The sequence below is a fragment of the Mesorhizobium sp. M0048 genome (genome assembly GCF_040323405.1).
Classification (GTDB): domain Bacteria; phylum Pseudomonadota; class Alphaproteobacteria; order Rhizobiales; family Rhizobiaceae; genus Mesorhizobium.
Map to the genome: position 1 here is coordinate 223,855 of NZ_JAMYUV010000001.1, position 20,293 is coordinate 244,147.

Consider the following 20,293-nt stretch of genomic DNA (forward strand, 5'->3'; position numbering starts at 1 on the left):
ACGATGCGCCGCGCCGACAGGCTCTTCCAGATCGTGCAGCATCTGCGTGGTGGTCGTCTGGTCACCGCCCAGAAGCTGGGCACGTGGCTCGAGGTTTCCGAGCGGACGATCTATCGCGACATCGCAGACCTGCAGTCGACCGGCGTGCCGATCGACGGCGAGGCCGGTGTCGGCTACATGATGAGGGAGGGTTTCGACCTTCCGCCGCTGATGTTCACGCGTGACGAGATCGTCGCGCTGGTCGCCGGCGCCCGCATGGTGCGCGCCTTTGGTGGCGCGGCCATGGCGCGAGCCGCCGACGAGGCGCTGGTCAAGATAGGCGCCGTGTTGCCCGACGCCGAAAAGGACCGCATCGCCCGTACCGAGATCCACACGCCGATGTGGGTGGTAAGCGATGCCGCCCGCGAAGCCATCGACCTGATCGAGCGGTCCATCGAGAAACGTCAGGTGCTGACCATCGACTATTCGGATGAGGCCGGCCGCAGCACCGCGCGCGACATCCGCCCGCTCGGCCTGTGGTTCTGGGGCAAGGTGTGGACCTTGGTCGCCTGGTGTGAGATGCGCGGCGATTTCCGCGCCTTCCGCATCGACCGCATCGCCTCGGTGGTCATCGCCGGCCGCACCTTCAAGCCGGAGCGCGGCAAGCAGCTCGCCGATTTCTATCGCGCGGTGGAGCGCAGCGAGGATTACGGCATGGCGCCGGACCGGGCGGCGCGAAGCTGACACGGAAGATCACAAAAAAGCCCGCTTGAAAGCGGGCTTTTTGTTTTGGATGCCAGACCTATTCCTCTTCGTCGGCGTCCTTGTCCTTCGACTTCAGCGCCGAAAGCTTGGCGAAGACGGCGTTGGCGTCGAGTTCCTGGTCCTCGTCTTTCGGCTTTTCCGGCGCCGGCACCAGTCGTTCGGTCAAGGCGGCCGGCAGCAGCGTATCGCCGACCGGCTGCGCCTGCTCACGGCCGCGCGAGGCGCGGTTGATTTCCATATCGAGGTCGATCTGCGACGTCAGGCCGAGTGTCACTGGATCCATCGGCTGGAGATTGGCGGAGTTCCAGTGCTTTCTGTCGCGGATCTGGTCGATCGTCGACTTCGTTGTGCCGACAAGGCGGGCAATCTGCGCATCCTTGAGCTCGGGATGGTTGCGCACCAGCCAGAGGATGGCGTTGGGCCGGTCCTGGCGCTTCGACAGCGGCGTGTAGCGCGGACCCTTGCGTTTGGATTCCGGCACCCGCACCTTGGGATCGGAGAGCTTCAGCCGGTGGTTGGCGTCCTTCTCGGCGCGCGCGATCTCGTCGCGAGTGAGCTGGCCGGTCATGATCGGGTCCATGCCCTTGATGCCTTGCGCCGACTCGCCGTCGGCGATCGCCTTGACCTCAAGCGGATGCAGTCCGCAGAACTGCGCGATCTGCTCGAAGGAAAGCGCTGTGTTGTCAACCAGCCAGACGGCGGTCGCCTTTGGCATCAGCAGCGTATTGGCCATTACAAAAATCCTTCTCGTTCGCCCGCGTTCCCGCGCGGGCGGTGGTTTAGAGCCACCAAATGGGAAAATCGCGGCCTATATAACCGCTCGCTCGCCGTTTCGCAATGTTTTTGGCAGGCGCGCGTCAAGGACGGCACGGCAGCGCGACCAGCAGACCGCGAAGGGTCGGCAGATGACGCCATGCAGTCGAAAGCTTCAAAAAGACAAAGCCCGCCAGACCAAGGTCGGGCGGGCTCGGAACCGGCGACGGAAATCCGTCTGCTGCGGCTCTGGCTTCTAAAGCTTGATCCCGAACCGCGGCTCGGCGTTGCGGAAAAGCAACGCCCGGTCTTCGGGCGGGATCGTGCTCGAGATCAAAGCCCTTGGCGGGCGATTCTCTCGATGTCGCCGCGGTTGATGCCGAGGTCGTTGAGCTGACGAGCGTTCAGCCGGTTCAGTTCGCGCACGGTTTCGTTGTACATGCGCCAGTTACGGAAAGCGCGGATCGGGTTCATGGTAGTCCTCCATCGTTTCGATGCCGCGTAAGTAGGCATCGGCGATGAAAAATTGAACAGACGCTTTTGCATGGCCGCAATGCGTTTGTTGCATTGCACCATTAAGCTTTCGTTCAGTCTGTTTGCCGGTCGTCAGGCGACATCGAGCACAATCTTGCCGATGTGCTCACCCTCCTCCATCCGCTCATGCGCCCGCCAGGCTTCCTTGAGCGGGAAGATCGTGTCCATCACCGGCGCAACCTTGCGCGTGCCGAGCAGCGGCCAAACCTGCGCCTCCAGTGCCGCCGCGACTGCCGCCTTGAACTCCACGGTGCGTGGCCGGAGCAGCGATCCCGTGTGCACGAGCCGCTTTGCCATGATCTTGAAGAAATCGGCGCTCGCCACCGCTCCGCCCTGCGTCGCGATCTGGACGATGCGGCCTTCCATGGCTGCAGCCTCATAGTTCCGCGCCACATAGTCGCCGCCGACCATGTCGAGGATGACATTGGCGCCCTTGCCGCCGGTTGCCTCCTTGACTGCGGCGACGAAGTCCTCCTCGCGGTAGTTGATCGCCCGGTCGGCGCCGAGCTTGAGGCAGGCGTCGCATTTCTCCTTGCTGCCGGCGGTGGTGACGACATAGGCGCCGAAAGCGGCAGCAAGCTGGATCGCCGTGGTGCCGATACCCGACGAGCCGCCATGCACGAGCAGGGTCTCGCCGCTCTTCAGGCCGCCGCGCTCGAAGACATTGTGCCAAACAGTGAAGTAGTTCTCCGGCAACGCCGCCGCTTCGGTGTAGGTAAAGCCGGCGGGCAGCGGCAGCACGCTGCCGGCGTGCACTCTGACATATTCGGCATAGCCGCCGCCCGCCGTCAGCGCACAGACCCGATCGCCGACGCGCCAGCGCGATATCTCATCACCAAGGGCAGCGACTTCGCCTGCTGCTTCCAGGCCCGGCAGATCCGACGCTCCCGGCGGTGGCGGATAGGCGCCCTTGCGCTGTTGCACGTCCGGCCGGTTGACGCCGGCGGCCCGCACCCGGATCAGGATCTCGCCGGGACCGGGAACCGGTACGTCGCGGGTTTCCGCTTTCAGCACCCGCGGCCCGCCCGGTTCCGATATGGCGATCGCCATCATCTTCGCCGGAATTTTCTGTGCGTTCGCCATGAATTTTCCCGTCGTGCTCCGCCGGTTTCTCGTGCCAGCTCTTGCCCGCCATTTGCATCCATACCCTTGCCCTATGTATGCTCATTGGCAAATCAGGCAAATGGGCAATCACGGAGGAGCGACGATGGCGATCTTCGACGACGAACCCAAGAAGAAAGCGCGCCCGCACGAGATCGGGCAGGATCTGTCGCTGCTTTCTGTCGATGAATTGTCCGAACGGATCGGCATCCTGCGCGACGAGATCGCCCGGCTGGAAGCCGAGCTCAAGACCAAGGGCTCGACCAAGTCGGCGGCAGAGGCGCTGTTTCGCCGTGGGTAGTTACTGCGGGTAATTCCAAAAGCTCGGGCACGCCGCCGAAAAGCCCGAATGCCGCTGTCTCCAGACTTGTGCCCTAAACCCCAGCCGGATTGAAAAATGTTCGCAAGCTACAGACCGATCCTCTCGCTGCTGCGCGGCACCGCGTTCCTGTTGGCGGCATCCGGACTGCACGGTCTGCTGTTGCCGCTGCGCGGCCAGGTGGAGGGCTTCTCGACGGCATCGCTCGGCCTGATGGGCACGGCTTGGGCCGGCGGCTTCGTCACCGGCTGCTTCTTTGCGCCACGCATCGTGCGCCGCGCCGGTCATGTCAGGGCTTTCGGCGCCTTTGCCGCATCGGGAGCGATCGTCGCACTGCTCACCGGCCTGATCATCGACGAATATACCTGGATCCTGCTGCGCGCCTTCACCGGCTTCACCATGGCCGGCGCCTTCATGGTCATCGAAAGCTGGCTCAACGAGAAGGCCACCAACGAAAACCGCGGCACCGTCTTCGGCCTCTACATGATGGTCACCTATGCCTCGATCATGGGCGGTCAGATGATCGTTGCCGGCGGCGATGTGAGATCGGCGTCGCTGTTCATGATCACCGGCATTCTGTTCTGCCTGTCGCTGATCCCGACGGCGGTCTCGACGGCGTCTCACCCCAAGCCGCTGCAGGACGTGTCGCTTGACGTCAAGGGGCTCTACGTCAATTCGCCGGTGTCGGCGATCGCTTGCGTGCTGATCGGCATCGCCAACGGCGCCTGGGGTACACTTGGTGCCGTCTATGGAGCGCGCATCGGCATCTCGACAGCCGAGATCGCGCTGATGATGAGCCTCGTGGTCATCGCCGGCGCTGCCATGCAGCTTCCGGCCGGGCGGCTCTCCGACACGACGGACCGTCGTTTCGTGCTGGCGGGCGCGGCCTTCGGCGCTGCGCTGTTTGCCATCGCCATCTTCCTGTTCGAACCGCGCTCCGGCGTCTTCGTCATCGTCTGCACCGCCGCCTACGGCGCCTTCGCCTACACGCTCTATTCGATCGCGGTGGCGCATGCCAATGACCATGCGCGATCGGAGGACTTCGTCAAAGTGTCGGGCGGCCTGCTGCTGCTTTATGGCTTCGGCACGATGATCGGTCCGCTGGTGGCCGCCGGCCTGATGGGCTGGATGCGCCCTGAGGGGCTGTTCCTGGCCACTGCGCTCGCGCATCTCAGCCTGGCTGGCTATACGCTGCTGCGCATCAGCCGTCGCGCGCCGGTGCCGATCGAAGGCCGCGATGCCTTCAAGACCCAGCCCGCCGATCGCTCGGTGACGCCGGAAGCGTTGCGGCTCGACCCGCGTAGAAAAGCTGAAGCCGACAGTTGAGATTCGAGGCGCTTTGCCCCACAAATAAGGCATGATGCTTTCCGACGCCTTCATGGCGATTGCCGATCCCAACCGGCGCCATCTCTTGGAAGAGCTCCGGCGCGGACCGAAGACCGTCAACGAATTGGCATCCGGCTTGCCGGTGTCCCGCCCGGCCGTTTCGCAGCACCTGAAGGTGCTGCTTGATGCGGGGTTGGTCAACGCCAAGCCGGAAGGCACCAGGCGCGTCTATACGGTCAGCAATGCCGGCTTCCTGAAGCTCAACATCTGGCTTGACCAGTTCTGGGATGCGGAGCAGCTCGGTTCACCCGGAAGCTGAGAGGCATCGTCAGCGCGTCGAGCAACTATGCAGCATCGGGCCTAGAGCAATTCCAGGAAAAGTGTGAAACGGTTTTCCGTGCGGAATTGCGCAAAAACAAAGAGACAGAGCGGTTCGGCGTTTCCGTGAACGATGAACTACTCTAGCCATTGTTGTAGGGGAAGAGCTTGAAATACGGCTGCGCTTCCTCGATCACACGGGCAACCGAGGGGCGTTGCAGCAACCGGTCGTGATAGCGCCTGACCGCAGGATATTCGTCTCCGAACGGCTCGACCTTGTTGGCGTAGAACAGCGCGGGGGCGGCAGCGCAGTCGGCCATGGTGAAGCTCGCACCCACCGCCCATGTCGTCGACTGCATGTCCTGTTCAATGATGGCGTAGGAGCTGCGCAGCTGGGCGCGGGCCTGCTCGACGCCGAACGGATCGGTCTTGCCCTCCGGCCGCAGCCGGTCACCAACGATCTTCTGCATCGGTTCCTGGACATAGAAGTCATAGAAGCGGTCGGCGAGCCGGGTCTGGCGAGCGAGATCGAGATCGGCGGGGATCAGTTCGACCGGCCCAGGATAATACGCGTTGAGATATTCGATGACGATCGTCGATTCCGGCACGGTCCGGTCCAGCGCTTCATCGCGCAGCACCGGCATCTTGCCGAGCGGCCACAATTTCAGAAACGCGGCGCGCGACTGTTCATTGCCGAGATCGACAACGACGGATGTGAATGGCGTGCCGTTCTCATAGAGCGCGATCAGCGGTTTCCAGCAGAAGGAGGCCAGTGGATGAAGGTGCATAATCAGGGACATTGTTTTTCGTTCCTTGGGTGGTCTGTCTCGCGGTGTCGGGGTCGGATAACTATCTGGCCTGGCTGTGGGCGACGATGGCATCGATGATCGCAGCCCAGTCGTCGGGATGCAGTTCGTGGCCACCGCCCTCGATCCGGAGCAGCCTTGCACCGGCGACCGCGTCGGCAAGAGCGGCGCCATGCTCGACTGGAAAGATGGGATCGTCGGTGCCGTGGATAACAAGGAGTGGGATTTTCATGTCGCGCAGCCGACCGGTCCAGTCCTCGCCGCTCCCATCTTCGCCACTTTTGAGCATGAAATGATTGGTCGCACTTAGAAAACCGCCGGACCGGTCATAATCCTGTTCGACGAAAGCCCGTGTTCGCTGCTCGTCGAAAGAGTGCGCCGCACCGGTGAGCGCATGCGCGTCCTTAACGATGAAATCGACCACTTGGCCCCGGTCCGACCAGTCGACCTTCGCGCCTTCGGCCGAATGTCTCCTATAGGCCTCGGTGGTTCCGCGCAGATGCGACGTATCGATGCCCAAGGGCGAGCTGCTGATCACCGTCAGCGAAGTGACACGCGACGGGTATTTCAACGCAACGAGCTGCGCGATCATGCCGCCCATCGACATGCCGACCATATGCGCCTTTCGGATTCCATGGTCGTCAAGGACGCTGATAGCATCGTCCGCCATGTCGTCGAATGTATAAGGCGGCTCGCCCGGCGCGTATTTGGTCGAACGGCCGGTATCGCGATTGTCATAGCGGATCACGAAGCAACCCTCGCCGGCCAGCTTCCGGCAAAACGCTTCGGGCCACCAAAGCATGGAAGCCATCGCGCCCATGATCAACAACACCGCCGGATGGGCCGGGTCGCCGAAGGTCTGCGATACGATTTCGGGGTGTCCGGCGCTTTTCATGGTTTTCCTCCGTGGGCTTCCGATCCGATTGCAAATTGCAATCAGTTGCACGATATTAAAACCGATACAATAATGCAACCGGTTTTGGAGATTCGCATGAACATCGATCGTCGGTCCGGATGCCCCATCAACCTGTCGCTCGAAGTGTTCGGCGACCGGTGGAGCCTGATCATCCTTCGCGACATCATCTTCGGCGGCAGACGCCACTTTCGCGAACTGCTCAACGGCTCGATGGAGGGCATCGCCTCCAACATCCTCGCCGACCGGCTGAAGCGGCTGATGGAGCTCGGCATGCTGACCAAGACGGGCGATCCCTCCCACAAGCAAAAGGCGATCTACAGCCTGACCGAAATGGCGATTACGCTGGTGCCGATCCTGGCCCATCTCGGCGCCTGGGGCCGCGTCTGGCTGCCGGTCAGCGACGAGCTCTCGATCCGTGCCGAGCTTCTGGAAAAAGGCGGCCCGCCGATGTGGGAGCAGTTCATGAACGAGTTACGCTACGAGCATCTGGGCACATCTCCCGCGCCAACTGGACCCGCTGTCCGCGCGATCTTGCAGGCCGGATACGATGCGGTGGTCGCCCGCAACGCGGAGCGAGTCGGCTGCGATCCGGCGCCATGACCAACTTATTTTCCCAATTGCGGGCTGGCTCTGCTATCAAGGGACTGAAGATAATTTACGGGATTGGATAACGCTCTTGGTCGAGAACTCTAAGGACACTGCCCGTGCGCGGGCCGATTTGCGTTTCAAGAAACAGGAAGAGGCAGCCACGGTGCGCCAGAAGGCGATGGCGGAATATGTCGCCGAGAGCGACGCGCGCCAAGCCAAAACCAACAAGCTGCGGGCGCTGCGCCTCGCCAAGGAAGCGGAAGACCTGGCCAATGCGCCTCCGGCGCCGGTGAAGAAGCCTCGCGCCAAGAAGAAATAAGCCGGCGCTCCCTGGATCCCACTGCTTCCTTTCGTACGCGAAACAGTTTCACCGCGATCTGTTCTGCCGGTTGATAACTGGCGTTTAGGAGACGGCCATGACCGCACTGACGCTCGACAAAGCCCTTGAAATCATCGCCGCCGCCTTTGCCAAGGGTGCCGAGCTCAAGCTCAGGCCGCTTGGCGTCTCGGTGCTCGACGCCGGCGCCCATCTGGTCGCGTTCCAGCGTCAGGACGGCGCGTCGTTCCTGCGTCCGCAAATGTCGGCCGGCAAGGCCTATGGCGCGCTCGCTATCGGCATGGGCTCGCGCCGGGTGGAAGCCTTCGCCAAGGAGCGCCCGCATCTGATCGCCGGCGTCTCCGACGTGTCGGGCGGGCGCGTCCTGCCGGTCGTCGGCGGCGTGCTGATCCGCGACGAGGCCGGCACGATCATCGGCGCCGTCGGCATTTCCGGCGACACGTCCGACAATGACGAAACGGCAGCCATCGCCGGCATCGAGGCGGCTGGCTTTGGCGCCGACCCGGGCTGAGCCGGGATCCTTAATTCATATTGATGTCGCGGCTGGCCGACCGCATCGACACCGAAAAGCCGGCCAGCACGTCGATCAGCGCTATGACCATCAGTGTGAAGAAAACAGAATGGGCGGCGCCCTTCACCAGCAGGAACTCGACCAGATAGGCCACAAAGACGAAGGTCGACAAAAGGTGGTCCATGATCGAGGCATTTGTCGTACGCGTCGACTTCACTACTTCGACGAACAAGAAGATCAGTGCGATCAGCACGATGAGATCGCCCAGGGTCATCGAGAACACGCCACCCGACATCATCCGGACCGAAAACATTTCGGTCGCCCACGGATCGTCGCCGCTACCGAATATTCCTAGAAGCCCGAGATTGTAGAGGATGAAAGGCACGATCAGCAGCGGGATGGCACCGAACATGTGGCGGCTCCGGTTGGACTGATCTTTGTAGAGTGCGCCCGGCGTTCGCCGTCAAGAATTTTCGTGCGACCGATAAACACGGACAAAGACGGCGTGAAACAACAATGTCAGGCCCGGCTGATACGATCAGTTGTCACAAACGCAAAAAGACCGGCCAATGGCCGGTCGCTTCGCAACCTGTAAACCGTCGAAAGCTCTCTCAGCTTTCCTTCGGCTCCAGAACCTGGCGACCGCGATACATGCCGGTCTTCAGGTCGATATGGTGCGGACGGCGCATCTCGCCGGAGTTCTTGTCCTCGACATAGGTCGGGGCCTTCAGTGCGTCGGCGGAACGGCGCATGCCGCGCTTCGACGGAGAGGTTTTTCGTTTCGGAACGGCCATGGATATGCTCCACTACATGGTCAAAACGCCCCGGCGGCCCTCGTGAAAGGGCCACATCAGGGGCCGGAATCTGAGAAAGTCGGCTGCCTATACACGCCCGATGGCGTTTTGGCCAGCGTCGCCGTGTTTTTTTTGACACTATCGCAGGCAACCGACATAGGCGCCGGCGCGGCCCGCGCGCCGCTCGATCAACGCGGCAAGCCGCCTCAGTCCTGGCCCGGGCTTCGCTGGATTGCGCACGATCGGGTTCGGCAAGGTGACGGCAAGCAGCGCTGCCTGCCGGCGCGACAGCTGTTTTGCCGAGACGCCGAAATGATGCTGGGCGGCGGCCTCGATGCCGTAGACGCCCGGTCCCCATTCGGCGATGTTGAGGTAGATCTCCATGATCCGCCGTTTCGACAGCACCGCATCGAAATAGACGGCCAGCGGCAGTTCGACGACCTTACGGACCGAGCCCAACGGCCGCGACCATAGATAAAGGTTCTTTACCGTCTGCATGGTGATGGTCGAGGCGCCACGTGTCATCTCGCCGGCGAGCGCATCGTCGACAACGCCGCGCAACTCGCCCAGATCGACGCCGCGATGGAAACAGAACTGCCCGTCCTCCGACATGATGACCGAATATGCCAGCACCGGCGCGACCTCGTCGATGGAAACCCAGCGCCGATCGTAGCCGGAAAACGTCGCCAGGTCCTTCAGCATCAATGTCGACACCGGATGCACGAATGACGGCAGGTACAGGAAGGTCAGCAGCACCGGCACCAGCGCCAGCACGACGGCGACGGCGATGCCGCGCCGGACCCAGCGTTGAAGACCGATGCGGCTGCCGCGTCTCGGTCTCGCCATGTCCAACCCTTCGGTTTCGTGATCGACGATCGGTTCCGCCAAGCCACCCAGTCCGCGCTACTCCCTGCCCCCGGCATAATGGCGCTTGGCTTCTTGCGCAACGTCTGAGTGTCGGCTACCGCTCCCGACCATGACGAAAGACGACCAAATGGCGTTCGAAGCTGCACTTATTGCCCGGGCAGTTCCGCTCGAGGCGCTGCTGAGGCGGTTGCTCGACGGACGCACGCTTTCAGGCGAGGTCGCGCGGCCCGAACGCCTGATGGCGGCAATGCGACATGGCGTGCTGAACGGCGGCAAACGACTGCGTCCCTTCCTGGTTATGGAAAGTGCTGCACTGTTTTCAGCCGACGGCGAGGCGGCGCTGCGCGTGGCGGCGGCGCTCGAATGCGTGCACTGCTATTCGCTCATCCATGACGATCTGCCGGCCATGGACGACGACGATTTGCGCCGCGGCCAGCCGACCGTGCACAGGGCTTTCGATGAGGCGACCGCCATTCTTGCCGGCGACGCCTTGCTGACACTTGCCTTCGACATCCTTGCCGACGAGGCGACAATGCTGCCGGCCGAGCGCAGGGCAGCGCTGGTGCTGGCACTGGCCCGTGCCGCCGGGGCGGGAAGCATGGTCGGCGGCCAGATGCTCGATCTCGAGGCCGAACAAAGCCGGCCGGACGAGGCCGGCATCATCCGGCTTCAGGCGATGAAAACCGGTGCGCTGATCCGCTTTGCCTGCGAAGCGGGAGCCATGCTTGCCGGCGCGCCGTCGGGCGACCGCGAAAGGCTGGCCGAATTTGGTTCGGCGATCGGGCTTGCCTTTCAACTTGCCGACGATCTGCTCGACCTGACCGCCGACGCGCATCAGATGGGCAAGGCCACGGGCAAGGACGCCGCGGCCGGCAAGGCGACGCTGGTCGCGCTGCACGGACCGGGCTGGGCGCGGGACCAGCTCCAGGGCCTCGTCGACCAGGCTCATGCGCTGCTCGAGCCTTTTGGCGCACAAGCCGCGCTTCTGAAACAAGCGGCGCAGTTCGTAGCAGCCCGCAACAATTAAAAGCGCTCCCATGGCGCCGTACAGTCACGGAGAATTGCCGACTGTTCGGCCAGATGCCTTGGAGCAGCCGATCGGGACTCCGGCGATGTCGGACCATATGGCTCGCCACGCCAGTTGCCGAGCCATTCTTCAACCCTCGGCGGCAGGGTTCCGCGGCTAGCGTCGACAGCGGTCAGCCTTCGCCAGTTGCCTTTTCCGCCACGGGCTGCGGAACCGGTACCAGCTCGGCCTCCGCCTCGACCGCCTGCGCTTCGGCCGGCTTGCGCCGGTTGCGGATGAAGGCGGCGATGCGGTCGCGGATTTCGCCGGCGCTGAGGAACACCGGAACGCGCGCCACCGGCGCGGTCGGCTCGAAGGACAGGCCAAGGCCGGTGATCCTGCCCTTGTCGTCGACGTCGCGCACGATCAGCTCGATCGGACCGAGCAGCACGCGGTCGGCGTATTCGGCGTGGCCGCCGAGCCGCGTCGTGACCAGGTCGCCGATGCTGAGCTTGCGTTCCGCTTCGGTCAGGCCCGGCGCATAGGCGGTCTCCAGTTCCTCGGCGGAGCGTGACGGATCGACAGCGAAGGCGCCGAAGAAGTCGGCATCCTCGGGATCGACCACGGCACGGCTGGCGAACAGCTTGTCGAGCAGGCGCGGATAGCGGTCCGGCACGAAGATGTAGACGTGGTCACCGGCCGCCAGCCGGCCCATATCCTGGAAGCGCATCGAGCGTCCGTCGCGCAACACAAGCGATGGCCGCGCCCAGCGCGGAATGCGTTCGCCGCGCGCCACCGGGCTGCCGGGTGCCACGCGGTAGGCGAGAAGCTCATGATGGGCGGAGCCCGGCAGTTCCAATTCGACCTTGTCGAGCGGTCCCAGGCGGGCCGGCACGATAAGGCCGAGGCGGCGCGCCAGCGGCCCGACGGTCCATCCCTGGATGATCAGCGAGACCAGCACGATGATGAAGGCGGTGTTGAAGATGAGGCGGCCGTTCTCAAGGCCGCCGAGCAGCGGCGTGATGGCAAGCAGTATCGACACGGCGCCACGCAGGCCAACCCATGAGACAAAGGCGACTTCCGGGCGTGGCAGCCGGAACGGCACTAGGCACAGCCAGACCGCGATTGGCCGTGCCACAAATATCAGGAACAGGCCGAGCAGCACTGCCGGCATCAGGATCGCCGGAAATTGCGAAGGCGTCGCGAACAGGCCGAGGATCAGGAACATGATGATCTGCGCCAGCCACGACATGCCGTCCTGGAAGCGCTTGAGGATGGTGACGGCCCGGATATCGGAATTGCCGGCAATCAGGCCTGCGAGATAGACCGCCAGGAAGCCGGAGCCGCCGACGGCGCCGGCGGCAGCAAACACCATCAGCGACAGCGTCAGTACGAAGATCGGCAGCAGGCCGTGATCGAGATTGAGGCGATCGACAAGACGCACAATGGCCATGCCGCCGAGAATGCCGATGACCGCACCGAGGCCCATGTTGACCAGGAAACCGACGGCAAGATCGGTAACCAGCACCTTTGCCTCGGGGTGGATGTTGGCGGCGATGACCTCGACCAGCGTGATGGTCAGGAAGATGGCGATCGGGTCATTGGTGCCGGATTCCACCTCGAGCGTGGACCGCACGCGCTCGCGCAAATTGATCTCGCCGGCGCGCAGCAGGAAGAACACCGCCGCGGCGTCGGTCGAGGCGACGGCGGCACCGAGCAGGAAGGATTCCAGCCAGGTCAGGTCGAGCAGATAATAGGCGGCGGCGCCGAACAGGCCGGTGGTCAAAAGGACGCCGAATGTCGCGAGCGACAGCGCCGGCCCGGCCGCCTGCCGCAAGGCGTTGAGCGGCGTACCGAAGCCGGAATCGAAAAGGATGACCGCCAGCGCCAATGAGCCGGCAAAATAAGCAACTCGGGCGTTGTCGAAGTGGATGCCGAGACCGTCGGTTCCGGTAGCGAGGCCGATGCAGAGAAACAGCAGCAGGAGAGGGGCGCCGAAACGGAAGGCGATCAAGCTCGAAAACGCGGCGGCAACGACAAGTGCTGCTCCAACAAGCGTCACCAGATAGATACCATGCTCCATTCGTTGGTCGCCCCTAGTCGATATGCTCCGGCATCACGGGAGAGTGGGGCGAAGACATGGCCGCTGCAAGGCAGCAGCGTGGCTTTTTGCCCCACGCTGCCGATCGTCGAAAGTTTTGGCATCCCCGAGCAGCAGAGCGTGCGTTGGCGGTTCGTGCTGCAACGAAAAACGCCCGGACTGAGCCGGGCGTCTTCCAGGTCGAGAAGATGGTTCTGCGATCAGGCGATGGTCCTGCCGAAGGCGACGGCGGTATCGCCCATGCGGTTCGAGAAGCCCCACTCATTGTCGTACCACGACAGCACCGAAACGAAGTTGCCGTCCATGACCTTGGTCTGGTCGAGCGCCACGATCGAAGAATGCGGATCGTGGTTGAAGTCGATCGAAACATTGGGGTGACGGGTAACGGCGAGGATGCCCTTCAGCTTGCCATTTGAGGCAGCGATCACCGCGTCATTGATCTCCTGGACGGTGGTCGGCCGCTTGGCGATAAACTTGAAATCGACGAGCGAAACGTTCGGCGTCGGCACACGGATGGAGATGCCGTCGAGCTTGCCCTTGAGCTCGGGCAGTACCAAGCCGATGGCCTTGGCGGCACCGGTCGAGGTCGGAATCTGCGACAGCGCGGCAGCACGGGCGCGGTAGAGGTCCTTGTGCATGGTGTCCAGCGTCGGCTGGTCGCCGGTGTAGGAATGGATCGTCGTCATCATGCCCGTTTCGATGCCGACCGCCTCATTCAGCACGGCCGCCAGTGGCGCCAGGCAGTTGGTGGTGCAGGAGGCGTTCGAGATGACGATGTGGTCCTTGGTCAGCTTGTCGTGGTTGATGCCATAGACGACGGTGAGGTCGGCGCCCTCTGCCGGAGCGGAGACGAGAACGCGCTTGGCGCCGGCGGTCAGATGGGCGACGGCCTTGTCGCGGGCGGTGAAGATGCCGGTGCATTCGAGTGCGATGTCGATGCCGAGCTCCTTCCAGGGCAGTTGCGTCGGATCCTTGATCGCGGTGACCTTGAATTTTTCCTTGCCGACGATGATCTGGTCGCCGTCAACCGTCACCTCATGCGGAAAGCGGCCATGCACGCTGTCGAAGCGCAGCAGATGCGCGTTGGTCTCGACCGGGCCGAGATCGTTGACCGCGACGACATCGATATCCTTGCGGCCGGATTCATGGATGGCGCGCAGAATGTTGCGGCCGATGCGGCCAAATCCGTTGATGGCAACTCTGACGGTCATTGTTCTCTCCCTGGGAGCTGGAGGCCGAAGATCAAGTCCGCAGCTTCATAACGGCGGACGGGCAAAGAATCCAGCCGCCGAGGCTTGGATTTAAATCGATTAATGCTCCACCGCCCGGCAAAACCGCTATGCCAGCCCTTGCCGGGCGGGCTCACCTTCATTTGCCGTGCAGACGGGCTTCCGCCGCCTTCACCGTTGCTTCGGCGGTGATGCCGAAATGCGGGTAGAGCTGTTCGATGGTGCCGGAGGCGCCAAACCCGGTCATGCCGATGAAGATGCCGTCGGTGCCGATGAAGCGATCCCAGCCCTGGCGGATGCCGGCTTCGATGGCAATCTTGAGCGGCGCATTGCCGATCGTCCTGCTGCGATAGTCGGCGCTCTGCTTATCGAACAATTCGAAGCACGGCACCGAGACGACGCGGGTCGCATGGCCGTGCTTTTCCAACGCCTGGCGGGCGGCCAGCGCGATCTCGACCTCGGAGCCGGAAGCGAAGATCGTCACCGCGGCTTCACCGCTCGCGGCGGCAAGTTCATAGGCGCCGCGGCTGCTGAGGTTTTCCGCAACGAAGTCGTTGCGTACCGTCGGCAGGTTCTGCCGGGTCAGCGCCAATGTCGAAGGCGTCTTTTCCGACTCAATGGCCAACTGCCAGCATTCCGCGGTTTCGACCGCGTCGGCCGGGCGGAAGACATTGTGGTTCGGGATGGCGCGAAGTGCTGCCAGATGCTCGACCGGCTGATGGGTCGGGCCGTCTTCGCCAAGGCCGATCGAATCATGGGTCATGACGAAGATCGAGCGGATGCCCATCAGCGAAGCAAGCCGCATCGCCGGACGGGCATAATCGGAAAAGCACATGAAAGTGCCGCCATAGCCGATAATGCCGCCATGCAATGTCAGGCCGTTGAGCGCTGCCGCCATGCCGTGCTCACGAATGCCGTAGTGGACATAGCGCTGGCCATAATCGTCGGCGGTGATGTTCTTGGTCTGGCTGGTCTTGGTGTTGTTGGAGCCGGTCAAATCGGCCGAGCCGCCGATGGTTTCGGGCACTGCGCCGTTGATGACCTCCAGCGCCATTTCCGATGACTTACGGGTGGCGACCTTCGGCTTGTCGGCGGCGAGCTTCTTCTTGTAGTCGCCAATGACGGCGTCGAAGTTGGCCGGCAGCGTGCCACTGATGCGGCGTTCGAACTCTGCGCGCAATTTGGCGTCGGCCTTGGCAAGCCGGCTTTCCCAGTCGGTGCGCGCCTTGACGCCGGTCCGCCCGGCGGTACGCCATGCGTCGAGGATATCGGCCGGAACCTCGAAGGGCGGATAATCCCAGCCGAAGAATTTTCTGGCGCCAGCGATTTCCTCGGCGCCGAGCGGCGAGCCATGCGCCTTGTTGGTGCCGGCCTTGGTCGGCGCGCCGAAGCCGATCGTCGTCTTGCAGGCGATCATCGTCGGCTTGTCGGAGTGGCGGGCCGCTTCGATGGCATAGGCGATCGCTTCCGGGTCCTGGCCGTCGATATGGCTGGCATTCCAGCCGGACGCCTGGAAGCGGGCGACCAGATCGGTGTTATCGGCGAGCGACACCGGGCCATCGATCGAGATGTTGTTGTTGTCCCAGAAGACGATCAGCTTGTTCAGCTTCAGATGCCCGGCAAGCGCGATGGCTTCCTGGGATACGCCTTCCATCAGGCAGCCGTCGCCGGCCAGCACATAGGTGTAGTGGTCGACGAGATCTTTGCCGAAAGCGGCATTCATGATGCGCTCGCCGAGCGCGAAGCCGACCGAATTGGCAAGGCCCTGGCCGAGTGGGCCGGTCGTCGTCTCGATGCCGGCGGCATGGCCGTATTCCGGGTGGCCCGCCGTCCTCGACCCCAATTGGCGGAACTGCTTGATCTGGTCGATGGTGATGTCTTCGTAGCCGGTCAGATAGAGCAGCGAGTAAAGCAGCATCGAGCCGTGGCCGGCCGACAGGATAAAGCGGTCGCGGTCCGGCCAATGCGGGTTTTTCGGATCGTATTTGAGAAAGCGGGTGAACAGCACCGTGGCGATGTCGGCGCAGCCCATGGGCAGTCCGGGGTGGCCGGAATTTGCCTTCTCGACGGCGTCCATGGCGAGAAAACGGATCGCATTGGCCAGCCGGTCATGTTGTTCGCGCGAGGTCATGCTTCCTCCAAAATGGGGGTTTGGGCCTTGGGAAAGCCCTTGAAAAGGGTGCGCGACACATAACAGGCGCGGCCTTTTAGTCAACAAATCGGTGTGCTTTTGCCGGTCTTGTGATGGCCATGCGCGACTTACATTAGCGTTAGCAGGGGACAGTCGCGACAGCTTTATTGACGTGCGGTTTACACGACGCGTAATGTTTCAAGGATAACGCGTTCTGAACGTGGATGATTCGGTGATGGGCAGGGCGCAGGACGAAAGCCATGACCGGGGAAACGACCCTCAAGGAAGTCATTGCCAGGCTGGGTAAGGCCATCGAAGGGCTGGAAAACGCCGTCGCGGCCAAGCTCGAGCACGAGCGGGACTATTCGGAAGCCGAGGCCGAAGTGCAGCGGATGAACGCCGACCGCTCGCGGCTGGCGCAGGAGCTCGACAATTCCGAAGCTCGCGCCGAACGGCTGGAAGATGCCAACAAAGAAGTGTCGCGAAGGCTGGTGACAGCCATGGAGACCATCCGCGCGGTACTGGACAGGTAGGCTAATGGCACAAGTCACGGTTTCCATCGACGGCAAGCAATATCGGATGGCCTGCGACGAGGGCCAGGAAGAGCATCTGATAGATCTTGCCGAGCGCTTCGACCGCTATGTCTCGCATCTGAAGGATTCTTTTGGCGAGATCGGCGACCAGCGGCTGACTGTGATGGCCGGCATCATGGTCATGGACGAGCTTTCGGAACTGCAAAAGCGCGTCAAGGGCATGGAAAGCGAAGTGCTGACGCTGCGCAAGACGCGCGACGATGCACTGACCAAGGCCGATAAGAACGATTCCGTGCTGACCGGGGCGCTCGGCGCGCTGGCCCAGCGCATGGAAGACCTGGCGACGACGCTGGCAGTGAACAAGGCGTAGCGCGTCGCGTCGCCTCATCGACCCGACGCCACTTAACGGCGGAATGGGCAGCATCTGAGCCGAACAATCGGCGGAAATGCCTGCGCGTTCAACCAACCTCCGGTGCTTTTTCGCCAGCGCGGAAATCACTGCTGTATTTCCCGCCTAAGTGACAAAAATTTTTTTGAGGCCGGCCACTATCCTAGCGTCAACAGCCACTTGAAGGATGACGCCGCAGTGTTAGAAATGCAAGCAACGCCGGTGGGGCGTTCAATGCCAGCGGCAAGCCAAACAGGTAGGGACACGCCATGAGCCTTCGCATCAACGACATCGCACCGGACTTCACCGCAGAGACCACGCAAGGACCGATCAGCTTCCATGAATGGATCGGCGACGGCTGGGCGGTATTGTTCAGCCATCCGAAGAACTTTACGCCGGTTTGCACGACCGAACTCGGCACGATGGCCGGGCTCGAAGGCGAGTTCAGGAAGCGCAACGTCAAGATCATCGGCATCTCGGTCGATCCCGTCGAAAGCCACGAAAAGTGGCAGAACGATATCAAGACCGCGACCGGCCATTCGCTGAACTACCCGCTGATCGGCGACAAGGATCTCAAGGTCGCCAAGCTTTATGAGATGCTGCCGGCGGGTGCCGGCGAGAGCTCGGAAGGCCGCACGCCGGCGGACAATGCCACGGTGCGTTCGGTCTACGTCATCGGGCCCGACAAGAAGATCAAGCTGGTTCTCACCTATCCGATGACGACGGGCCGCAACTTCGACGAAATCCTGCGCGCCATCGATTCCATGCAGCTGACCGCCAAACACCAGGTGGCGACGCCGGCGAACTGGAAGCAGGGCGAGGACGTCATCATCACCGCTGCCGTCTCCAATGAGGATGCCATCAAGCGCTTCGGTGCCTACGAGACGATCCTGCCATATCTCAGGAAGACCAAGCAGCCTTCCGCCTGAGCAGGCAGGGGCGGCACGGAGAATTTTCGGTTTTCCTGACCCTATGAGCATGAGGTGCTTGACGGCGCTTGGTTGACGGACAACCATGCCTTTCATTTGCCGTGGCAGAGAAAATCCTTCCTGCCGTGGTGAGGGGCGAAGGAGGCTGGGATTGGACGCATTATCGGCCAGGTCGCAGGTCACCGGCTTCTATGACGAGCCGAGCGGGTCCGTCCAGTATGTGGTCGCCGACATGGCGACCCGCAAATGCGCCATCATCGATCCGGTGCTCGACTTCGACGAAAGGGCCGGTGCAACGGCAACGAAGAACGCCGACGCCCTGCTCGACTTCGTCAGGGAAAGCGGGCTGGAGGTCGAGTGGATCCTCGACACGCATCCGCATGCCGATCATTTCTCCGCCGCCCATTATTTGAGGGGGAGAACCGGAGCGCCGACGGCAATCGGCGAAAGGATCATCGACGTCCAGAAATTGTGGAAGGTGATCTACAACTGGCCGGAATTCTCCGCCGACGGTTCGCAATGGGATAGGCTATTCGCCGATGGCGCAACTTTTTCGGTCGGCGGCCTTCCGGCGAGAGTGCTGTTCTCGCCGGGCCACACACTGGCCTCGATCACTTACGTCATTGGCGACGCCGCCTTCATCCACGACACGTTGTTCATGCCGGACAGCGGCACCGCCAGGACAGACTTTCCGGGCGGCAGTGCCGAGCGGCTCTGGCGTTCGATCGAGGACATCCTGGCGCTGCCGGACGAGACACGTCTGTTCGTCGGTCACGACTACCAGCCGGGCGGTCGTGAAGCGCGCTGGGAAAGCACGGTCGCGGAGCAGAAAGCCGGCAACATCCATGTTGCCGGCGGCAAGACGGAAGCCGACTTCGTCGCGCTCCGCCAAGCCCGCGACAGGACGTTGCCGATGCCGCGGCTGATCCTGCACGCGCTGCAGGTGAACATGAACGGCGGACGCCTGCCGGAACCGGAATCCAACGGGCGGCGCTATCTGAAGTTTCCGCTCGATTGCCTGTGAGGAGATGGGTCGCTGGCACTACAGTGCCATCCAAACTTGGCGCCGCCCTCATCGTTCTGCGACGGTCATCCAAGTTATTGATCGTTATTGATCCTGATTCGATTTTTGCGATGTTTGAATCCGATAGGTCCATGCGGGAAGACGGTGGCGGCAGCCGGATGAGGAGCGGCGCAGAACGCCAGCTAGGTGTTTACTCAGCGTCAGGGTTTTGTTCGGCGGGCTAAATGTTCATACGTGCTTTGCCAAGGGTCGCCCTCGGAAGATCTTTCCTCGCCGATCCAATGGAAGTTGTTGGCAGTGATCTCTGTGAAACGCCAACGAGTTTTCAGACCGCGCGAGTCATCGCCGAGCTGGACAATGTCCTTACCCTCGGCTCGGCCGATCTGGCGCGAGTGATCCCGGTTGAGCGGGTCGTTCCATATGATGTGCCAGCCATCGATCCCAGGGTCGAAGATGCGCAGGGTCGTGCCGTACATCGTGGACGGCGCAGGGCGCCTGGGCCTGATCCAAACGTCCTGAATCGCGCGGCCTTCGAGCACCCAGCCAAAATGGCATTCGCCATCCCATTTCTGGATTGTGCCGTCGTCGAGGTAGTGGACCGAGTCCATTTCCCAGCTTCCAATTAGCCACCCATAGAGGGCCATGTCTTTCGCCCGATCGGCTGGGGGGCCTTCGGATCCAAGAGCGGTCAGAAACGGGGAAATCGTCATCGTCATACTGCCTTTCGTTTCCAACAGACGAGCTCCAACTGGCTGAGGCAGCCCGAGCGGCCCGTTATCAGCGGCCCGTTATCGCGCCACTTGCTGCGAGCGCCGGGTTGTGGAATGCGCCGGTCGGCGCCGGAATATCGACGCCACAGCTTGCAGCGTTACGGTTTTCAGGGCTTGGGGAAAATTGCGGTAATGCCGTTATCAATGCGATCGTCTGCGGACGCCATGGCGAGGCTACGGCAGTTACGGCGGCGGATCGGACATCCGCGAAGGCGCCGCCGGTCGAACGCGACGCCGCTTTGGAAAAAACGGCGGCGCCAGTTACCTG

Annotated in this window: 24 protein-coding genes; 12 read left to right on the forward strand and 12 right to left on the reverse strand. The window is 62.5% G+C overall.

The annotated features are described in order from the left end of the window. Positions 1 to 3: 3 nt before the first annotated feature. Positions 4 to 723 (forward strand): helix-turn-helix transcriptional regulator, encoded by a 720-nt coding sequence (locus tag NKJ84_RS01135; RefSeq protein ID WP_023678491.1) that lies wholly within the window; start codon positions 4 to 6, stop codon positions 721 to 723. Positions 724 to 781: 58 nt separating this feature from the next. On the opposite strand, the gene NKJ84_RS01140 is transcribed toward NKJ84_RS01135, so the two are convergent. The 3 genes from NKJ84_RS01140 to NKJ84_RS01150 form a co-directional block, all read right to left on the reverse strand. Further along, entirely contained in the window at positions 782 to 1,477 is a 696-nt protein-coding gene (locus tag NKJ84_RS01140; RefSeq protein WP_352505004.1) for a DUF1013 domain-containing protein, read from the reverse strand. A 353-nt stretch (positions 1,478 to 1,830) separates the two neighbouring features. Next, positions 1,831 to 1,971 (reverse strand): DUF1127 domain-containing protein, encoded by a 141-nt coding sequence (locus tag NKJ84_RS01145; protein WP_023720976.1) that lies wholly within the window; start codon positions 1,969 to 1,971, stop codon positions 1,831 to 1,833. Positions 1,972 to 2,103: 132 nt separating this feature from the next. Beyond that, the gene (locus NKJ84_RS01150) at positions 2,104 to 3,114 is read right to left on the reverse strand and encodes an NAD(P)H-quinone oxidoreductase (RefSeq protein ID WP_352452476.1); all 1,011 of its coding nucleotides are present in this window, start codon (positions 3,112 to 3,114) and stop codon (positions 2,104 to 2,106) included. 124 nt (positions 3,115 to 3,238) lie between these two features. Between NKJ84_RS01150 and NKJ84_RS01155 the strand changes: the two genes are divergently transcribed. The 3 genes from NKJ84_RS01155 (at position 3,239) to NKJ84_RS01165 (ending at position 5,096) form a co-directional block, all read left to right on the forward strand. Continuing rightward, complete coding sequence (locus NKJ84_RS01155; RefSeq protein ID WP_023678495.1) at positions 3,239 to 3,433, forward strand: DUF1192 domain-containing protein; 195 nt, start codon at positions 3,239 to 3,241, stop codon at positions 3,431 to 3,433. A 96-nt stretch (positions 3,434 to 3,529) separates the two neighbouring features. Further along, positions 3,530 to 4,777 carry an MFS transporter gene (locus NKJ84_RS01160; RefSeq protein WP_023678496.1) on the forward strand — a complete coding sequence of 416 codons (1,248 nt, stop codon included), beginning with the start codon at positions 3,530 to 3,532 and terminating at the stop codon, positions 4,775 to 4,777. Between the two features lie 31 nt (positions 4,778 to 4,808). After that, on the forward strand, positions 4,809 to 5,096 hold the full coding sequence (locus tag NKJ84_RS01165; RefSeq protein WP_023678497.1) for an ArsR/SmtB family transcription factor: 288 nt from the start codon (positions 4,809 to 4,811) through the stop codon (positions 5,094 to 5,096). 142 nt (positions 5,097 to 5,238) lie between these two features. On the opposite strand, the gene NKJ84_RS01170 is transcribed toward NKJ84_RS01165, so the two are convergent. Further along, on the reverse strand, positions 5,239 to 5,895 hold the full coding sequence (locus tag NKJ84_RS01170) for a glutathione S-transferase family protein (protein ID WP_352505005.1): 657 nt from the start codon (positions 5,893 to 5,895) through the stop codon (positions 5,239 to 5,241). 49 nt (positions 5,896 to 5,944) lie between these two features. Next, entirely contained in the window at positions 5,945 to 6,796 is an 852-nt protein-coding gene (locus NKJ84_RS01175) for an alpha/beta fold hydrolase (RefSeq protein ID WP_352505006.1), read from the reverse strand. A gap of 96 nt (positions 6,797 to 6,892) precedes the next feature. Here NKJ84_RS01175 and NKJ84_RS01180 point away from each other — a divergent pair, with 96 nt between their 5' ends. The 3 genes from NKJ84_RS01180 to NKJ84_RS01190 all read left to right on the forward strand — a co-directional run bounded on the left by NKJ84_RS01180 (position 6,893) and on the right by NKJ84_RS01190 (position 8,253). Continuing rightward, the gene (locus NKJ84_RS01180; RefSeq protein ID WP_352505007.1) at positions 6,893 to 7,417 is read left to right on the forward strand and encodes a winged helix-turn-helix transcriptional regulator; all 525 of its coding nucleotides are present in this window, start codon (positions 6,893 to 6,895) and stop codon (positions 7,415 to 7,417) included. 76 nt (positions 7,418 to 7,493) lie between these two features. Next, on the forward strand, positions 7,494 to 7,724 hold the full coding sequence (locus NKJ84_RS01185) for a hypothetical protein (RefSeq protein WP_023678501.1): 231 nt from the start codon (positions 7,494 to 7,496) through the stop codon (positions 7,722 to 7,724). A gap of 97 nt (positions 7,725 to 7,821) precedes the next feature. Next, positions 7,822 to 8,253, forward strand: a complete 432-nt coding sequence (locus NKJ84_RS01190) for a GlcG/HbpS family heme-binding protein (protein WP_352505008.1) — start codon at positions 7,822 to 7,824, stop codon at positions 8,251 to 8,253. Positions 8,254 to 8,263: 10 nt separating this feature from the next. Here the strand turns inward: NKJ84_RS01190 and NKJ84_RS01195 are convergent, their stop codons facing one another. From NKJ84_RS01195 to NKJ84_RS01205, 3 genes are all read right to left on the reverse strand, one after another. Further along, positions 8,264 to 8,665, reverse strand: a complete 402-nt coding sequence (locus tag NKJ84_RS01195; RefSeq protein WP_023720966.1) for a hypothetical protein — start codon at positions 8,663 to 8,665, stop codon at positions 8,264 to 8,266. A 199-nt stretch (positions 8,666 to 8,864) separates the two neighbouring features. After that, positions 8,865 to 9,047, reverse strand: a complete 183-nt coding sequence (gene rpmF / locus NKJ84_RS01200) for a 50S ribosomal protein L32 (protein WP_006203806.1) — start codon at positions 9,045 to 9,047, stop codon at positions 8,865 to 8,867. 138 nt (positions 9,048 to 9,185) lie between these two features. Continuing rightward, positions 9,186 to 9,944 carry a biosynthetic peptidoglycan transglycosylase gene (locus tag NKJ84_RS01205; protein WP_352505152.1) on the reverse strand — a complete coding sequence of 253 codons (759 nt, stop codon included), beginning with the start codon at positions 9,942 to 9,944 and terminating at the stop codon, positions 9,186 to 9,188. A 79-nt stretch (positions 9,945 to 10,023) separates the two neighbouring features. On the opposite strand from NKJ84_RS01205, the gene NKJ84_RS01210 reads away from it, so the two are divergent. After that, the gene (locus NKJ84_RS01210) at positions 10,024 to 10,941 is read left to right on the forward strand and encodes a polyprenyl synthetase family protein (protein ID WP_352505009.1); all 918 of its coding nucleotides are present in this window, start codon (positions 10,024 to 10,026) and stop codon (positions 10,939 to 10,941) included. A 172-nt stretch (positions 10,942 to 11,113) separates the two neighbouring features. On the opposite strand, the gene NKJ84_RS01215 is transcribed toward NKJ84_RS01210, so the two are convergent. The 3 genes from NKJ84_RS01215 to tkt form a co-directional block, all read right to left on the reverse strand. Continuing rightward, complete coding sequence (locus NKJ84_RS01215; protein WP_352505010.1) at positions 11,114 to 13,003, reverse strand: potassium/proton antiporter; 1,890 nt, start codon at positions 13,001 to 13,003, stop codon at positions 11,114 to 11,116. Positions 13,004 to 13,221: 218 nt separating this feature from the next. Further along, entirely contained in the window at positions 13,222 to 14,232 is a 1,011-nt protein-coding gene (gap, locus tag NKJ84_RS01220) for a type I glyceraldehyde-3-phosphate dehydrogenase (protein WP_352505011.1), read from the reverse strand. A gap of 157 nt (positions 14,233 to 14,389) precedes the next feature. Beyond that, a complete protein-coding gene (gene tkt, locus NKJ84_RS01225) occupies positions 14,390 to 16,381 on the reverse strand; it encodes a transketolase (RefSeq protein ID WP_352505012.1) in 1,992 nt (663 codons plus the stop codon). A 260-nt stretch (positions 16,382 to 16,641) separates the two neighbouring features. On the opposite strand from tkt, the gene NKJ84_RS01230 reads away from it, so the two are divergent. The 4 genes from NKJ84_RS01230 to NKJ84_RS01245 all read left to right on the forward strand — a co-directional run bounded on the left by NKJ84_RS01230 (position 16,642) and on the right by NKJ84_RS01245 (position 19,255). Then, positions 16,642 to 16,914, forward strand: coding sequence for a DUF4164 domain-containing protein (locus NKJ84_RS01230; RefSeq protein WP_006200774.1), 273 nt, complete (start codon positions 16,642 to 16,644; stop codon positions 16,912 to 16,914). 4 nt (positions 16,915 to 16,918) lie between these two features. Continuing rightward, positions 16,919 to 17,284, forward strand: coding sequence for a cell division protein ZapA (locus tag NKJ84_RS01235; protein WP_254816554.1), 366 nt, complete (start codon positions 16,919 to 16,921; stop codon positions 17,282 to 17,284). A gap of 287 nt (positions 17,285 to 17,571) precedes the next feature. Then, positions 17,572 to 18,231 (forward strand): peroxiredoxin, encoded by a 660-nt coding sequence (locus tag NKJ84_RS01240; RefSeq protein WP_352476179.1) that lies wholly within the window; start codon positions 17,572 to 17,574, stop codon positions 18,229 to 18,231. A gap of 151 nt (positions 18,232 to 18,382) precedes the next feature. After that, the gene (locus tag NKJ84_RS01245; RefSeq protein WP_352505013.1) at positions 18,383 to 19,255 is read left to right on the forward strand and encodes an MBL fold metallo-hydrolase; all 873 of its coding nucleotides are present in this window, start codon (positions 18,383 to 18,385) and stop codon (positions 19,253 to 19,255) included. A gap of 200 nt (positions 19,256 to 19,455) precedes the next feature. Here NKJ84_RS01245 and NKJ84_RS01250 read toward each other — a convergent pair whose 3' ends face one another. Continuing rightward, positions 19,456 to 19,989, reverse strand: a complete 534-nt coding sequence (locus tag NKJ84_RS01250; protein WP_352505014.1) for a hypothetical protein — start codon at positions 19,987 to 19,989, stop codon at positions 19,456 to 19,458. Positions 19,990 to 20,293: the final 304 nt, after the last annotated feature.

Excerpts from the sequence above, each read along its gene's own strand:
- NKJ84_RS01135 (WP_023678491.1), top strand. The coding sequence starts at position 4 with ATGCGCCGCGCCGACAGGCTCTTCCAGATCGTGCAGCATCTGCGTGGT.
- NKJ84_RS01140 (WP_352505004.1), bottom strand. The coding sequence starts at position 1,477 with ATGGCCAATACGCTGCTGATGCCAAAGGCGACCGCCGTCTGGCTGGTT.
- NKJ84_RS01145 (WP_023720976.1), bottom strand. The coding sequence starts at position 1,971 with ATGAACCCGATCCGCGCTTTCCGTAACTGGCGCATGTACAACGAAACC.
- NKJ84_RS01150 (WP_352452476.1), bottom strand. The coding sequence starts at position 3,114 with ATGGCGAACGCACAGAAAATTCCGGCGAAGATGATGGCGATCGCCATA.
- NKJ84_RS01155 (WP_023678495.1), top strand. The coding sequence starts at position 3,239 with ATGGCGATCTTCGACGACGAACCCAAGAAGAAAGCGCGCCCGCACGAG.
- NKJ84_RS01160 (WP_023678496.1), top strand. The coding sequence starts at position 3,530 with ATGTTCGCAAGCTACAGACCGATCCTCTCGCTGCTGCGCGGCACCGCG.
- NKJ84_RS01165 (WP_023678497.1), top strand. The coding sequence starts at position 4,809 with ATGATGCTTTCCGACGCCTTCATGGCGATTGCCGATCCCAACCGGCGC.
- NKJ84_RS01170 (WP_352505005.1), bottom strand. The coding sequence starts at position 5,895 with ATGTCCCTGATTATGCACCTTCATCCACTGGCCTCCTTCTGCTGGAAA.
- NKJ84_RS01175 (WP_352505006.1), bottom strand. The coding sequence starts at position 6,796 with ATGAAAAGCGCCGGACACCCCGAAATCGTATCGCAGACCTTCGGCGAC.
- NKJ84_RS01180 (WP_352505007.1), top strand. The coding sequence starts at position 6,893 with ATGAACATCGATCGTCGGTCCGGATGCCCCATCAACCTGTCGCTCGAA.
- NKJ84_RS01190 (WP_352505008.1), top strand. The coding sequence starts at position 7,822 with ATGACCGCACTGACGCTCGACAAAGCCCTTGAAATCATCGCCGCCGCC.
- NKJ84_RS01195 (WP_023720966.1), bottom strand. The coding sequence starts at position 8,665 with ATGTTCGGTGCCATCCCGCTGCTGATCGTGCCTTTCATCCTCTACAAT.
- rpmF (WP_006203806.1), bottom strand. The coding sequence starts at position 9,047 with ATGGCCGTTCCGAAACGAAAAACCTCTCCGTCGAAGCGCGGCATGCGC.
- NKJ84_RS01210 (WP_352505009.1), top strand. The coding sequence starts at position 10,024 with ATGACGAAAGACGACCAAATGGCGTTCGAAGCTGCACTTATTGCCCGG.
- NKJ84_RS01215 (WP_352505010.1), bottom strand. The coding sequence starts at position 13,003 with ATGGAGCATGGTATCTATCTGGTGACGCTTGTTGGAGCAGCACTTGTC.
- gap (WP_352505011.1), bottom strand. The coding sequence starts at position 14,232 with ATGACCGTCAGAGTTGCCATCAACGGATTTGGCCGCATCGGCCGCAAC.
- tkt (WP_352505012.1), bottom strand. The coding sequence starts at position 16,381 with ATGACCTCGCGCGAACAACATGACCGGCTGGCCAATGCGATCCGTTTT.
- NKJ84_RS01230 (WP_006200774.1), top strand. The coding sequence starts at position 16,642 with ATGACCGGGGAAACGACCCTCAAGGAAGTCATTGCCAGGCTGGGTAAG.
- NKJ84_RS01235 (WP_254816554.1), top strand. The coding sequence starts at position 16,919 with ATGGCACAAGTCACGGTTTCCATCGACGGCAAGCAATATCGGATGGCC.
- NKJ84_RS01240 (WP_352476179.1), top strand. The coding sequence starts at position 17,572 with ATGAGCCTTCGCATCAACGACATCGCACCGGACTTCACCGCAGAGACC.